At 61.1% G+C, this 12,918-nt stretch carries 12 protein-coding genes and 1 tRNA gene; 6 read left to right on the forward strand and 7 right to left on the reverse strand.

Translation table 11 applies throughout. The features are described 5' to 3' along the window. Positions 1–19: 19 nt before the first annotated feature. The 4 genes from ACP7AD_RS04685 (at position 20) to ACP7AD_RS04700 (ending at position 4,652) form a co-directional block, all read left to right on the forward strand. Positions 20–1,801: an acyl-CoA dehydrogenase gene (locus ACP7AD_RS04685; protein ID WP_426145951.1), complete on the forward strand. Its 1,782-nt coding sequence runs from the start codon at positions 20–22 to the stop codon at positions 1,799–1,801. 66 nt (positions 1,802–1,867) lie between these two features. Next, positions 1,868–2,185, forward strand: a complete 318-nt coding sequence (locus ACP7AD_RS04690) for a DUF485 domain-containing protein (protein WP_426145953.1) — start codon at positions 1,868–1,870, stop codon at positions 2,183–2,185. Beyond that, positions 2,182–3,858 (forward strand): cation acetate symporter, encoded by a 1,677-nt coding sequence (locus ACP7AD_RS04695; RefSeq protein WP_426145955.1) that lies wholly within the window; start codon positions 2,182–2,184, stop codon positions 3,856–3,858. The genes ACP7AD_RS04690 and ACP7AD_RS04695 overlap by 4 nt, the downstream gene beginning before the upstream one ends. A 236-nt stretch (positions 3,859–4,094) precedes the next feature. Continuing rightward, a complete protein-coding gene (locus ACP7AD_RS04700; protein ID WP_426145957.1) occupies positions 4,095–4,652 on the forward strand; it encodes a hypothetical protein in 558 nt (185 codons plus the stop codon). Between the two features lie 18 nt (positions 4,653–4,670). On the opposite strand, the gene ACP7AD_RS04705 is transcribed toward ACP7AD_RS04700, so the two are convergent. From ACP7AD_RS04705 to ACP7AD_RS04720, 4 genes are all read right to left on the reverse strand, one after another. Then, positions 4,671–4,758: transfer RNA gene (locus ACP7AD_RS04705), tRNA-Ser, on the reverse strand. A 52-nt stretch (positions 4,759–4,810) separates the two neighbouring features. Continuing rightward, a complete protein-coding gene (serS, locus tag ACP7AD_RS04710; RefSeq protein WP_426145959.1) occupies positions 4,811–6,193 on the reverse strand; it encodes a serine--tRNA ligase in 1,383 nt (460 codons plus the stop codon). 254 nt (positions 6,194–6,447) lie between these two features. Beyond that, the gene (gene ispH / locus ACP7AD_RS04715; RefSeq protein ID WP_426145961.1) at positions 6,448–7,476 is read right to left on the reverse strand and encodes a 4-hydroxy-3-methylbut-2-enyl diphosphate reductase; all 1,029 of its coding nucleotides are present in this window, start codon (positions 7,474–7,476) and stop codon (positions 6,448–6,450) included. Further along, the gene (locus ACP7AD_RS04720; RefSeq protein WP_426145963.1) at positions 7,473–7,958 is read right to left on the reverse strand and encodes an FKBP-type peptidyl-prolyl cis-trans isomerase; all 486 of its coding nucleotides are present in this window, start codon (positions 7,956–7,958) and stop codon (positions 7,473–7,475) included. Before ACP7AD_RS04720 ends, ispH begins: the two co-directional genes overlap by 4 nt. Before the next feature lie 192 nt (positions 7,959–8,150). On the opposite strand from ACP7AD_RS04720, the gene radC reads away from it, so the two are divergent. Together radC and ACP7AD_RS04730 are read left to right on the forward strand one after the other, a co-directional pair. Then, positions 8,151–8,825: a RadC family protein gene (gene radC / locus ACP7AD_RS04725; protein WP_036805482.1), complete on the forward strand. Its 675-nt coding sequence runs from the start codon at positions 8,151–8,153 to the stop codon at positions 8,823–8,825. A gap of 45 nt (positions 8,826–8,870) precedes the next feature. Continuing rightward, positions 8,871–9,551 carry a Smr/MutS family protein gene (locus tag ACP7AD_RS04730; RefSeq protein WP_426145966.1) on the forward strand — a complete coding sequence of 227 codons (681 nt, stop codon included), beginning with the start codon at positions 8,871–8,873 and terminating at the stop codon, positions 9,549–9,551. A gap of 35 nt (positions 9,552–9,586) precedes the next feature. Here the strand turns inward: ACP7AD_RS04730 and ACP7AD_RS04735 are convergent, their stop codons facing one another. The 3 genes from ACP7AD_RS04735 to ACP7AD_RS04745 all read right to left on the reverse strand — a co-directional run bounded on the left by ACP7AD_RS04735 (position 9,587) and on the right by ACP7AD_RS04745 (position 12,787). Next, positions 9,587–10,372 carry an alpha/beta fold hydrolase gene (locus tag ACP7AD_RS04735; RefSeq protein WP_426145967.1) on the reverse strand — a complete coding sequence of 262 codons (786 nt, stop codon included), beginning with the start codon at positions 10,370–10,372 and terminating at the stop codon, positions 9,587–9,589. Positions 10,373–10,381: 9 nt separating this feature from the next. Further along, complete coding sequence (locus ACP7AD_RS04740) at positions 10,382–11,398, reverse strand: M14 family zinc carboxypeptidase (protein ID WP_426145969.1); 1,017 nt, start codon at positions 11,396–11,398, stop codon at positions 10,382–10,384. 528 nt (positions 11,399–11,926) lie between these two features. Continuing rightward, positions 11,927–12,787, reverse strand: coding sequence for a GNAT family N-acetyltransferase (locus ACP7AD_RS04745; protein ID WP_426145970.1), 861 nt, complete (start codon positions 12,785–12,787; stop codon positions 11,927–11,929). Between the last annotated feature and the right edge of the window lie 131 nt (positions 12,788–12,918).

The following is a 12,918-nucleotide window of genomic DNA, read 5'->3' on the forward strand; positions in this document are numbered from 1 at the left end:
TCACAACAGAAAGCACCCCATGAGCTATCAAGCCCCCCTGAAAGACATGCTGTTCGCCATGCAGGAACTCGCCGGCCTGCCCAAGGTCAGCGCCCTGCCCGGTTTTGAAGACTATGACCTGGACACCGCCCAGTCCGTGCTGGAAGAGTCCGCCAAGTTCTGCGAAAGCGTGGTCGCCCCGCTGAACTGGCAAGGCGACCAGACGCCGAGCAGCTGGAAAGACGGCGTCGTCACCACCACGCCCGGCTTCAAGGACGCCTTCAGGCAGTTTGCCGAAGGCGGCTGGCAAGGCGTGATCCACCCGGCCGAGTTTGGCGGCCAGGGCCTGCCCAAGCTGATTGCCACGCCCTGCGCCGAAATGCTGCATGCGGCCAACATGTCGTTCGCGCTGTGCCCGATGCTGACCGATGGCGCCATCGAGGCGCTGCTGGTGGCCGGCAGCGACGAGCTCAAGCGCAAGTTTGCCGCCAGGCTCATCAGCGGCGAGTGGACCGGCACCATGAACCTGACCGAGCCGCAGGCGGGCTCCGACCTGGCCGCCGTGCGCAGCCGCGCCGAGCCCCAGGAGGACGGCACCTACAAGGTGTTCGGCACCAAGATCTACATCACCTACGGCGAGCACGACCTGACCGGGAACATCGTTCACCTGGTACTGGCCCGCATTCCTGGCGCTCCCGAGGGCGTCAAGGGCATCAGCTTGTTCGTCGTTCCCAAGTTCACGGTCAATGACGACGGCAGCCTGGGCGCGCGCAACGATGTGCATTGCGTCAGCATCGAGCACAAGCTCGGCATCAAGGCCAGCCCGACCGCCGTGCTGCAGTTCGGCGACCATGGCGGCGCGGCGGGCTACCTGATCGGCGAGGAAAACCGCGGCCTCGAATACATGTTCATCATGATGAACGCCGCCCGCTTCGCCGTGGGCATGCAGGGCATCGCGATTGCCGACCGCGCCTACCAGAAAGCGGTGCGCTTCGCGCATGACCGCGCCCAGAGCCGCGACCTGGCAGGCTCGGCCGGCCCGGTCGCCATCATCCACCACCCCGATGTCAAGCGCATGCTGCTGACCATGCGCGCCCATGTCGAGGGCGCACGCGCCCTGGCCTACGTGGCCGCAGCCGCCAGCGACGCGGCGCACCATGCTACCAGCGAGTCAACCCGGGCGCAAAACCAGGCGCTATACGAGTTCCTGGTTCCCGTCGTCAAGGGTTTTTCAACCGAGATGTCCATCGACATGGCCAGCCTGGGCATTCAGGTCCATGGCGGCATGGGCTACATCGAGGAAACCGGCGCGGCCCAATACCTGCGCGATGCCCGCATCCTGACGATCTACGAAGGCACCACCGCCATACAGGCCAACGACCTGGTCGGCCGCAAGACGTTGCGCGACAAGGGCGCCCTGGCCAAGGCCCTGTGCAACCAGATCGCCGCCACCGAACAAGACCTGGCCGCGCATGACAACGACGACTGCGGCGCCATGCTCGATGCCTTGCGCCAAGGCCGGCTGGCGCTTGAAAAGACCATCGACTTCATGGTGGCCAACGGCAGGAGCGATCCGAAAACGGTCTACGCCGGCGCGGTGAACTATCTGAAATTGGCCGGCGTAGTGCTGTGCGGCTGGCAGATGGCCCGCGCCCTGATGGTCGCCCAGGACAAGATGGACAGCGACCCGGCGTTTTTCACCGCCAAGCTGGTCACCGCCCGCTTTTACGCCGAATCGGTGCTGACGCAGGCGCCTGGCCTGGCCCAAGGCATCTGCCTGGCCGGCCCCACCACCAACCGCATGACGGTTGAGATGTTCTGAACGACAGGCTGCACCACCGCAGTTTTCCGCAAGAAATTGAATTGTTTTTTTAATGGAGGATGAAGCATGAGCTCTGAAATGTATGACCGGATTCGAAAGAATCCGAAATTCAAGGAACTGGTCAGCAAGCGCGAGCGCCTGGCCTGGACCTTAACCGGCATTGTGCTGGTGCTGTTTTTTGGCCTTTTCCTGACGGTGGCCTTCAACCCCGGTGTTCTGGCCATCCGGCTGGGCGACAGCTTTGTTACCACCGGCCTGGTGATTGGCCTGTTCCAGTTCATCCTGTTCTGGGTCCTCACGGCGTTTTACGTGGTGCGCGCCAATTCTGAATTTGACACGCTGACCGAAGAGCTGCTGCGCGAATCCTTGAAAGCAAAAAAATGATACAAAAAACGCTTGTAAAACTGACCCCCGGCCTGCTGGCACTGGGCGCCACCGGCGCGGCGATGGCCGCCGGCGCTGTGGAAATCACGCAAAAGCAGCCGCTCAACGTCCCGGCCATTGTGATGTTTGCCATCTTTGTCGGCTTGACGCTGGGCATCACCTACTGGGCGGCCAGCCGCACCAAGACCGCATCGGACTTCTACACCGCAGGTGGCGGCATCACCGGCTTTCAGAATGGCCTGGCGATGGCTGGCGACTACATGTCGGCAGCCACCTTGCTCGGCCTGACCGCCCTGGTGTTCACCAACGGCTACGACGGCTACCTGTTCATGATTGCGTTTTTTGTCGGCTGGCCCGTCATCTTGTTCCTGATGGCCGAACGCCTCAGAAACCTGGGCAAGTTCACCTTTGCCGACATTACCTCCTACCGGCTTGACCAGGGCAAGGTCCGCACGATGGCGGCCATCGGCTCGTTGACGGTGGTGTGCTTCTACCTGATCGTGCAGATGGTCGGTGCCGGCCAGCTGATCAAGCTGCTGTTCGGCCTGGACTACCACATTGCCGTGATCGTGGTCGGCGCCCTGATGGTCGTCTACGTGACCTTCGGCGGCATGGTCGCCACCACCTGGGTGCAGATCATCAAGGCTTGTTTGCTGCTGTTCGGCGGCACGGTCATCACGGTGCTGGCGTTTTCGCAGTTCGGCTTCAGCTTCAACACCCTGGCCGCGAAAAGCATCGAAGTCCACAAGCTCAAGGACATGCTGTTCGCCCCCGGCAAGCTGCTGCAGGACCCGGTCAATGCGATTTCTCTGGCACTGGGCCTGATGTTCGGCCTGGCTGGCCTGCCGCACATCCTGATGCGCTTTTTCACCGTGAACAATGCCAAGGAAGCACGCAAGTCGGTGCTGTACGCAGCCGGATTCGTCGGCTTCTTCTTCAACGTCATCTTGCTGATGGGCCTGTGCGCCATCGTCATCGTTGGCACCAACCCTGATTTCTTCGAGGGCGGCACGGTGGGCGGTAAGATCATCGGCGGCGGCAACATGGTGGCGATGCACCTGGCCAAGGCCGTGGGCGGCGACCTGCTGCTCGGCTTCCTGGCGGCGGTGGCTTTCGCGACGATTCTGGCCGTGGTGTCGGGTCTGGCACTGGCGGGCGCCTCGGCTATCTCGCACGACCTGTATGCCCGCGTGATCAAGAAAGGCAATGTGTCCGAAGCGCAGGAAATCAAGGTTTCCAAAATGGCGTCTTTCGGCATTGGCCTGATTGCCGTGGTGCTGGGCATTGCCTTTGAAAAGCAGAACGTGGCCTTCATGGCGGCGCTGGCCTTCGGCATTGCAGCAGCCGGCAACTTCCCGGTGCTGTTCCTGTCGATGTACTGGAAAGACCTGACCACGCGCGGCGCACTGGCAGCCGGGTACGGTGGCTTGATCGCCGCCGTGGTGCTGGTGGTGCTGTCCAAATCAGTCTGGGTGACGGTGTTCGGCTATGCCACAGCGATCTTCCCGTATGACCAGCCGGCCCTGTTCGCCATGCCTCTGGCCTTCCTGCTGGGTTACGTGTTTTCCATCACCGACAAGAGCCCGCGCGCGGCCAAGGAACGCGCGGCTTACTCGGACCAGTGGGTTCGCGCCCAGACTGGCTTTGGCGCTGATGGTGCGGTCAGCCACTGACCGGCAGCTGAGTAAATGAAAGAAGCCCCGAAGTTCGGGGCTTTTTTTGTGCGTCACGCGTCTGTCGGCAACGATTCACCGCTGGCTGCAAGTTGCTCCCAAACAAAGCGCGACGGTTCGGGAAGTTATCTCATCCATTGCTATAGTTCGTCCTACTGCCCTGGCTTGCGGCAACCTACTTGCAATGTGCTGCTGAGCAAGCGATAGTTGCAGGCAGACGGCAACGAAAGGAAGACATGAAGAAGCTGAAAACATCGGTGATCCTGGCGGCCCTGTTTCTGTCCGGCTGCGCCGCGCCGCCCCCGCCCATGCCCACCACGACCACCGACGTTTCGAATCCAGACCCATCGACCCGCAAAGCGGCACTGGACGCGCAGGCCCGGGGACTTCGCGCAAAAATCACCGAACGCAAGCAGAAGATCACGGTTTTTGAAGTCATGCTCACCGACGTCGAACGCAGGGCGGCAAGGGCTCAAATCGACCTGTCCTACCTTCCCAACACCAACATCGAATCGGAAACTGCAACGCCACGCGCAGACAACGATCGACTCTCCGTCGCGGTCAGGCCTTCCCCCGTCGCCGCGACTGCTGCAAAACCGTCTACTGCAAAAGCATCCGTGAAAAAACGGCCAGTGAGAAAGCAGCCGGTGAAAAAGAAAAAATACGGCGGCAATGATCTTTCAATTCCTGCCACGCTTGTTGGCAGGCGTCCTGAAGACCTGAACCGTAGGCCTTGGGCAACGCCGGCCACGGCACCGGATTGGCTGCACAAGAAAAAAGCCCCGGGTAGCTGAACTACTCGGGGCTTTGATTGGCGGAGAGGGTGGGATTCGAACCCACGGTACCTTGCGGTACGCCTGATTTCGAGTCAGGTACATTCGGCCACTCTGCCACCTCTCCAGTGTGTGGTGGCCGCAATTCTAGCAGGCTGGATGGCCGTTTCCGGCCTGGCTCAGGCCTCGGGCACTGAAAGAGTCGCCATGCCGCCCATGTAAGGCTGCAGCACGGCCGGGATATCGACACCGCCGTCAGCGCGCTGGTAGTTTTCCAGCACCGCCACCAGCGTGCGGCCCACGGCCAAGCCCGAGCCGTTCAGGGTATGCACGAACTCGTTCTTGCCTTGCGCGTTCTTGAAGCGGGCCTGCAGGCGGCGCGCCTGGAAGGCTTCGCAGTTGGACACCGAACTGATCTCGCGGTAGGTACTCTGCGCCGGCAGCCACACTTCCAGGTCATAGGTCTTGCTGGCGCCAAACCCCATGTCGCCGGTGCACAGCAGCATCACGCGGTAAGGCAAGCCGAGCTTTTGCAAAATGACCTCGGCATGGCCGGTCATGGCTTCGAGCGCTTCGTAACTTTTCTCGGGATGGACGATCTGCACCATCTCGACCTTGTCGAACTGGTGCTGGCGGATCATGCCGCGCGTGTCACGCCCGTAGCTCCCAGCCTCGGAGCGAAAGCACGGCGTGTGGGCGGTGAACATCAGCGGCAATTGCGACTCTGGCAGGACTTCGCCGCGCACCAGATTGGTCAGCGGCACCTCGGCCGTCGGGATCAGGTACAGCGCGGCATTCTCGGCCTGGCCTTCCTGGCCGCCTTTTTTGGCGGCGAACAGGTCTTCCTCGAACTTGGGCAACTGGCCGGTGCCGCGCAGCGAATCGCTGTTGACGATGTAGGGCACATAGCATTCGGTGTAGCCATGCTCGGCCGTCTGCACGTCGAGCATGAACTGCGACAGCGCACGGTGCAGTCGCGCCAGCGGGCCTTTCATCACGGTGAAGCGCGAGCCGGTCAGCTTGGTGCCCGCCTCGAAGTCCAGTCCCAGCGGCTGGCCGACATCGACATGGTCTTTAGGCTCGAAGCTCAAGGCGGCGGGCTCACCTCCCAGGCCTTCGAACGGGCTCCATTTGCGCATCTCGACATTTCCCGCCTCGCCGATGCCCTGCGGCACGCTGTCGTGTGGCAGGTTGGGCACAGCCAGCAGCAGCGCTTGCATCTCTAGCTGAATCTGGTCCAGCCGGGCAGCGGATTGATCCATTTCTTGCTTAATGCATGTAACGCCGGCCTTTGCAGCTTCAACTTGTGCGGCCATAAGGTCAGCTTGATCAAACTCTTCCTCTGCGTTGAGCCTAGCGATTCGACTAGCCAACATGCCAATCTGTTTGGACTGGATATTGCGCTGGCCTTGCAGTTCCTCAGTCCGGATCTGCACAGCCTTGCGTTCGGCCTCCAGCGTCTGGAAGGCCTCGACGTTGAGGAAGGTTTGCGGAGTCTTGCGGGTTTCCAGGCGGGCAATCGCCGATAGCAGGTCTTTACGGAGCAGGTTGATGTCTAGCATGGGATCGATTGTATTTTGTGCCGCAATGGCCAGGAATGTAGTGGCGGATTCAGGTCAGACTGGCGGGATCGACGTTGGCGCCGCAAATGCGCAGGCAAACATTTCGCCCAGCTGCGACACAAAGACCTAGCAGTCCATGCCCAGCGCCCGACCGGGCAGCCTCCACAGCGGAGTTTTATGAATAAAGTGCCCTTGCCGCTTGTCGGATATACGTTTTTAGCTATTTATTTAATAGCAACTAAAACCATCGGCGTTCAGTTCAACTGATGGAGCTGGCTGCCGCCTAACTCCAGCTGATGGCCCTGCGCGTCCAGCTTGAGCCCCTTGGGCAGCGGGAACTTGATGGTTTCCTCGACCCCGTCCATTTTGCGGATCGACACAGCGCCTAGCGACTTGATGCGGTCAATCACCTGCTTGACCAGAATCTCGGGGGCCGAAGCGCCCGCCGTCAGGCCGACGCGGCTCTTGCCGTCAAACCAGGCTTCCTGCAGTTCGCTGGCGTCATCAACCATGTAGGCCTCGGTGCCCAGCTTGGCGGCGAGTTCGCGCAGGCGGTTGCTGTTCGAGCTGGTCGGGCTGCCGACCACGATCAAAATATCGACCTGCGGGCTGAGCACCTTGACCGCATCCTGGCGGTTTTGCGTGGCATAGCAGATGTCCTGCTGCTTGGGCTTGCGCACCTGCGGAAAGCGGGCGACGATGGCCGCGCTGATCTCGGCCGCGTCGTCCACGCTGAGCGTGGTTTGCGTGACCACCGCCAGGCGCTCGGTCTGCAGCGGCGAGATGCGCGCCACATCAAGCACGTCCTCGACCAGGTGGATACCGCTGTCGAGCTGACCCATGGTGCCCTCGACCTCGGGGTGGCCTTTGTGGCCGATCATGATGAACTCGTAGCCTTCCTTGTTGAGCTTGGCCACCTCGACATGCACCTTGGTCACCAGCGGGCAGGTGGCGTCAAAAATCTGGAAACCGCGCGCCATCGCCTCTTCCTGCACGGCCCGGCTGACGCCGTGGGCGCTGAACACCAGCGTGGCGCCGGGCGGCACATCGGACAGTTCCTCAATGAAAATCGCGCCCTTGCCCTTCAGGTCGTTCACCACGTAGGTGTTGTGCACGATCTCATGGCGAACGTAGATTGGCGCGCCGAACTTGGTCAGCGCCCGCTCGACGATCTCGATCGCGCGGTCCACTCCGGCGCAAAAGCCGCGCGGCTCGGCCAGCAGGATTTCTTCAAGCTGCGCAGGCGGTGTAGCAAACGAAGCATCAAGCGCGGGGGCCGTCATAGGATGCCGATCACATGGACTTCAAACTCCACCGGCCGGCCGGCCAGCGGGTGGTTGAAGTCAAATTGCACGGCACTGCCGTCTTCCTTGACCTGCTGGACCGCGCCGGCGTACTGGCCCATGCCATCGGGCGTGGGGAACTGCACTACGTCGCCCACGCTGTAGCGCTCGTCCGGGTCGCCCAGGTCATTGAGCAGCTTGCGCGCCACCCATTGCACCAGTTCGGGATTGCGCTCGCCGAATGCCTCGCCAGCGGCCAGTTGAAAGATGGTGCGCGTGCCCTCTAGCAGGCCGAGCAGGCGCTGCTCAATGGCTGGCGACAACTCGCCATTGCCTAGGCTCAGCGTGGCCGGTTTGCCATCGAAGGTGTTGATGATGCTCGCGCCGCCCGGCGCGGCCATGCGGTAATGCAGCGTCAGGAAGGAGCCTGGCTCGACCGCGAGGGGCGCAGCGGACACGGTTGGGGATTGCAGAGTAGACATAAGACTTTCGGGCCAGCCAGGATCGGCCAGCAACATGGGCTGAACTGGCCCTATTGTAGAAAGCCAGGCTTGCGCGGGCCGGCCGGCAGGCCTTTTCATGCTTTTTCCAGGGGGTTCACGGCGAACGGTCGCCATGCCCTGCGGCATACTCCACTTACTTTTACTTGCAAATTCCCCACCACGGCCTCATCCATGCTCCTCAAAGATTTGCCCGCAGACGCCCGTCCGCGCGAAAAACTGCTGGCTCGCGGCCCTGCGGCGCTCAGCGATGCTGAATTGCTGGCGCTGCTGCTTCGCACCGGCCTGCCCGGCAAGAATGCGCTGCAGATGGGCCAGGAGCTGCTCGACAACTTTGGCGGAGTGGCCGGGCTGCTACACACCGGACCCGAAGCGCTCAAGTGCATCAAGGGACTCGGGCCAGCCAAGCGCGCCGAGATCGTCGCCGTGCTGGAACTGGCGCGGCGTGCCCTGGCCGAGGAGCTGAAGGAAAAAGCGCTGTTCAGCACACCGCAGGCGGTGCGCGACTACCTGCAACTGCAGCTGGGCAGCCGGCCGCACGAGATTTTCGCCGTGCTGTTCCTCAACAGCCAGAACAGGCTGATTGCGTTGGAAGAGCTGTTTCGCGGCACCTTGACGCAAACCAGCGTCTACCCGCGCGAGGTGGTCATACGCGCGCTGGCGTTGAATGCCGCCAGCGTGGTGCTGGCGCACAACCACCCCAGCGGCGCGGCCGAGCCTTCGCGAGCAGACGAAATGCTGACCCAGACCCTGAAAACCGCGCTGGCGCTAGTCGATGTGCGGGTGCTCGACCATTTCGTGGTGACGGCTTCGCAGTCGGTCTCGATGGCCGAACGGGGACTGCTTTAGGATGGGGGCTTTCGGTATTGCCGCACGTCCATTCCTACCGCCGTCATGTTTGCCTCCTTTTCCCCTCGCCAGAAAAGCCTGCTGATCCGGGACTTCAAAGACCTCCTGCCGGTTCGCCGCGAACTGGAATTGCGCGCCCGCCAGGAAGCGGAGCGGCAGGCCGAAGTTCGCGCCGCCGCAGCGCTGGTCCGGGCTGAAAAGGAGTTGTTTTCACGCGCCGTCGGACGCGTGATGGCGCTGGCGCCGCAACACCGGCCGGGCCACAAGGCCAGCCTGGAACGGGCGCGGCCGGCGCCAGTGGCCGAGCAGCGCCAGCGCGACGAGCTGGCCGTGATGCAAGAGGCCCTTTCCGACGGATTTGATGTGGAAAGCCTGTTAGATACCGACGAAGCCCTTAGCTTTCGGCGCCCCGGCATCGGTGTCGATGTGGTGCGCAAGCTGCGCCGGGGCAACTGGAGCATCCAGCGCCAGCTCGACCTGCACGGTTTTCGGCGCGAGGACGCGCGCGACGCGCTGGGCGCCTTCATTCGCGAGGCCAACAAGGCCGGCCTGCGCTGCGTTCGCGTGGTGCACGGCAAGGGCCTGGGCTCGCCGGGCAAGACGCCGGTGCTCAAGGGCCGGGTGCAAAGCTGGCTGGTGCAGAAAAAGGAAGTGCTGGCCTTTGTGCAGGCGCGGCCGGCCCATGGCGGCGCCGGAGCGCTGGTGGTGCTGCTGGCGCCGTGGTGAAGGGCCCGCCAGCATGTCTCGCCGCACGGCAGGGTTCAGTTTTTCTGGACTTGCTTCACACCCACCGGTCCATCCCATTGGCCTGACCACTGCTGGACCTTCTCGATCACCCAGTTGGGATCGTCGAAAGCAAGGTCATGTCCGGCAAATAGGTGCAGTTGCACCGGGCATTTCCAGTGAGACGCGATGACCAGCGAACAGTCGACATGCACGAGCGAGTCTTGCTTGCTGCACAAGATCAACATGTCTGTCGCAGGAACCCGTGAACAGACTCGATACCGAAGGGCCGCCACGACTTGCCTGAGTGCATTGGCCTGGCTTACTGGGTGCTTAATGCGCGTTTGAACCCAGTCATCAATAACCTGCGCGCGCTGTGCCGCTTGATTGCTGGTCAACTGCAAGATGATGCGTTCTGTCTCTTCAGGGTCCCGAATCAGCAGGACAAGCCGGAGAAGTGGCAGGTAGTTACGTGGGCGCATGCGGCGGTAAAAGGGGCTGAATTTACCCAAGCTGATGTTCATGAGGACGCACCCCTTCACTTCACCAGCGCCACGGTAAGACCATTCGGTCGCCACCATGGCACCGAGCGACATGGCCAGCAAGAAGTAGGGTGGCGGGTGTCCGCGTCTGATGAGTTCATCGCGGCAGTACGTCACCATCTTGGAGATGGACATCGGACTGGTCATGTGGTGAAGCTCGCCATTGCCAGGCAGATCAAGGCAGATAACTTTTGATCCGGGCAGTGCCTGTTCAAAATCAGCGGGGAAGCTGCCCCAGTGGGCCGTTTCCCGGGTCAGTCCGCGCAAGAATATCCAGAGCATTTCGAGCGCCTAGCTATACCACTGGGCAAGCGCATCGGCATGGTGCTGCTCACGCTCTGCATGCGCAGGCGCCCAAAGCGCGTGACCGCAAGCGGCCCTTCCCAGAAAGTCCAGCAACCCGATATGGCGCCGCAGCACCCGGTGCTCGCGGTGCTCGATCAGGGGGTTAAACATTCCGTGGCGGGAAAATGCCTGCCACGGGTTCTTCTTGATCCACGACCACGAACCCATCTCCAGCGTCAAAGGCAGAAAAATGCTTTCCGTATTTTGACAAGCCTGGAGATACAGGTGGTCCCATAAATCGCCGTGGGCCAGATATTGAACGCTCTGCGGCTCGAAGACATACTGATGGTGGCTATAGGCTTGCAAATAAATCTCCTTGAGCGCATGCATTTCAGCCAGATGCGCGATGGGCTTTTTGGTATGCGCATACGGAAACCAGATCCGGTCCTTGAAACCGAGTCCAGAATGGCAGTCGAGGGCGATACTGAACTTTCGGGTTAAGAGTTCAGTCGCCACAACCTCACACAGGGCCTGACTCTCTTGTTCAAGAGGCTCGCCTGCTTTGCCCCGATACCAAGGCAGACCGGGGCTAAGGCGCTGGCCACCGGCGAGAAAGGGTACCTTTTCAGTAGCATCGACTGGAGCGTTGCGCATCAGATCTATGCCGCGAGGATTGGCTCGGGTGCCCAATGCCATGCCTGCCGGATTCACGATCGGCATAAACACAAGTCGGACGCTTTCGAGCTGGCGGTGCAAGCTGGTATCCCAACGCAACCGCATCACCAAGCTTTGCAGGTAGGAAATCACCACTTGGGCACCGATGCGCTCAAGCCCATGCACGCCACCAAAAAACCCTACCGATGGTGTGTCGAGACTGGGATTGCCCAAGGCAATCGCATAGACGGGATAACGCGACGCCCCTAGCCCAGACACCTGGCGCAACAATCTGACGTCCAGATGCGAGCCGCCCAGTTCAATGACGCTTTCAAGCGCCGACAGCTCGGAAAAAGAAGGTTCACGCACTGCGGGAATCGCCGTTACAAGGCCCAGTACCCATCAAAAGTTGGCACCGCGCCCATGAGTTGCGCTCATCGTGAAAGAAGGTCGGGCGAGAAAAGACGCAGGCTGACGCAAAACCGTCACGTGAAATCGCTATCGTCTTCAAGTCGTTCATCACGCCAAGGATCTCACCATGTTCTGGAAACTTTTTGATTTACTGAGGAAGCTTGACTGGATTTTTGGCAGCGACTGGATCTGCCTTGATGTTGACAAGCGTTCCGGGTATGTGCTGTGACTGGACATCTCAACGCTTCCAAGATGGGGTTCAAGTTGGTGGTGATGTGCAGTAGCGTCACACAAGGCCTTGTCGAATTTCTTGCATTGCAGCGCTCTCGTTATCGCGCTTGGCGTGCGCAGAGCTGATCGCCGTAGTTAGCTTGTCTGTTGTTTGTGGCTTTAAGGCCACGGCAATTGCTGACAAGCCAACCAGAACCTGCCCTCATGATGGCAGCAAAAGTGGCCGATTCTGCTTTTGTGGTGCACGGGGCGCCATCAATCCAGCACTGATCGTACCGAAAAATGCTTCAAGTAGCGTGCTGGCAAATCCGCAATGCGCATCATCATGGGCAGGTCCGCCGAGTTGAAGTCCGGGTCCCATGCCGGCGCACCCAACACCTTGGCTCCCAGTCGCAGATAGCCCTTGATCAGCGCGGGTGGCTCGACCACCAGCGAGTCGTCAAGCTGTTCAACCGGCAGGGCCAAGCGCGGCGTGACCCGGTAGTCGATAGGGGCCAGGTGCGTTTGCCTGACCTGGCGCCAGATGCTGGCAGCCGCGTGGCCGCCCAACACCCCGTTGTGCTGCATGGGAATGCTCGCGCAACCGATCATGGTGTCGAGCCGATTGCGAGCCATGAACTCGGCCAGCGCGCCCCAGAGCGCGAGAATCACACCGCCATGGCGATGATCGGCATGCACGCAACTGCGGCCCAGCTCGACCATACGCTCACGCAGAGGTTGAAGCCTGGCCAGGTCGAACTCGGTGTCGCTGTAGGTACCGCCCGCGCGCTTGGCCTGCGCCGGGGTCAGCACCCGGTAGGTGCCGATCACCTCCTGGCTGGTCGTATCACGCACCAGCAGGTGCTCACAGTAATCGTCGAACACATCAACATCATGCATAGGCAGCACCTGGGACAAATTGGCGCCCATTTCGAGTGCAAACACCTGGTACCTCAGCCGCTGCGCTTCCCGGACCTCGTCTTCATTGCGGGCCCAGCTAACCGAAATTTTTCCCATGTACGGGGCTGGCTTCGGCTCCACAGGGATTGGAATGCGTTCATGAGGGGTTCGATGAAGTGACCTCCGAGGCATTTCAACTGGCGAAAAGGCGAAAGTTGGGGTGGGCAGTTCTTTCATGGCAATGTCCTTGGTTGACGGGGCAATCACACAGTGCCCCTTCCAGTTCGCCCCAACCGGAAGAGTTGTAAAAAAGCCGTTGCAAAGGGCTTGAAACGGCGTAGAGATCAAATGGCAGAAGGTTGCATTTC

Origin of the sequence: Polaromonas sp. DSP2-3-2b2, from assembly GCF_049895905.1 — a bacterium.
Lineage (GTDB): Bacteria > Pseudomonadota > Gammaproteobacteria > Burkholderiales > Burkholderiaceae_C > Polaromonas.

What these genes read in the sequence shown, in the direction of transcription:
- radC (WP_036805482.1), top strand. Translation starts at nt 8,151, where the DNA reads ATGCTCCTCAAAGATTTGCCCGCAGACGCCCGTCCGCGCGAAAAACTG.
- ACP7AD_RS04685 (WP_426145951.1), top strand. Translation starts at nt 20, where the DNA reads ATGAGCTATCAAGCCCCCCTGAAAGACATGCTGTTCGCCATGCAGGAA.
- ACP7AD_RS04700 (WP_426145957.1), top strand. Translation starts at nt 4,095, where the DNA reads ATGAAGAAGCTGAAAACATCGGTGATCCTGGCGGCCCTGTTTCTGTCC.
- serS (WP_426145959.1), bottom strand. Translation starts at nt 6,193, where the DNA reads ATGCTAGACATCAACCTGCTCCGTAAAGACCTGCTATCGGCGATTGCC.
- ACP7AD_RS04695 (WP_426145955.1), top strand. Translation starts at nt 2,182, where the DNA reads ATGATACAAAAAACGCTTGTAAAACTGACCCCCGGCCTGCTGGCACTG.
- ACP7AD_RS04690 (WP_426145953.1), top strand. Translation starts at nt 1,868, where the DNA reads ATGAGCTCTGAAATGTATGACCGGATTCGAAAGAATCCGAAATTCAAG.
- ACP7AD_RS04720 (WP_426145963.1), bottom strand. Translation starts at nt 7,958, where the DNA reads ATGTCTACTCTGCAATCCCCAACCGTGTCCGCTGCGCCCCTCGCGGTC.
- ACP7AD_RS04735 (WP_426145967.1), bottom strand. Translation starts at nt 10,372, where the DNA reads ATGCTCTGGATATTCTTGCGCGGACTGACCCGGGAAACGGCCCACTGG.
- ACP7AD_RS04730 (WP_426145966.1), top strand. Translation starts at nt 8,871, where the DNA reads ATGTTTGCCTCCTTTTCCCCTCGCCAGAAAAGCCTGCTGATCCGGGAC.
- ACP7AD_RS04745 (WP_426145970.1), bottom strand. Translation starts at nt 12,787, where the DNA reads ATGAAAGAACTGCCCACCCCAACTTTCGCCTTTTCGCCAGTTGAAATG.
- ispH (WP_426145961.1), bottom strand. Translation starts at nt 7,476, where the DNA reads ATGACGGCCCCCGCGCTTGATGCTTCGTTTGCTACACCGCCTGCGCAG.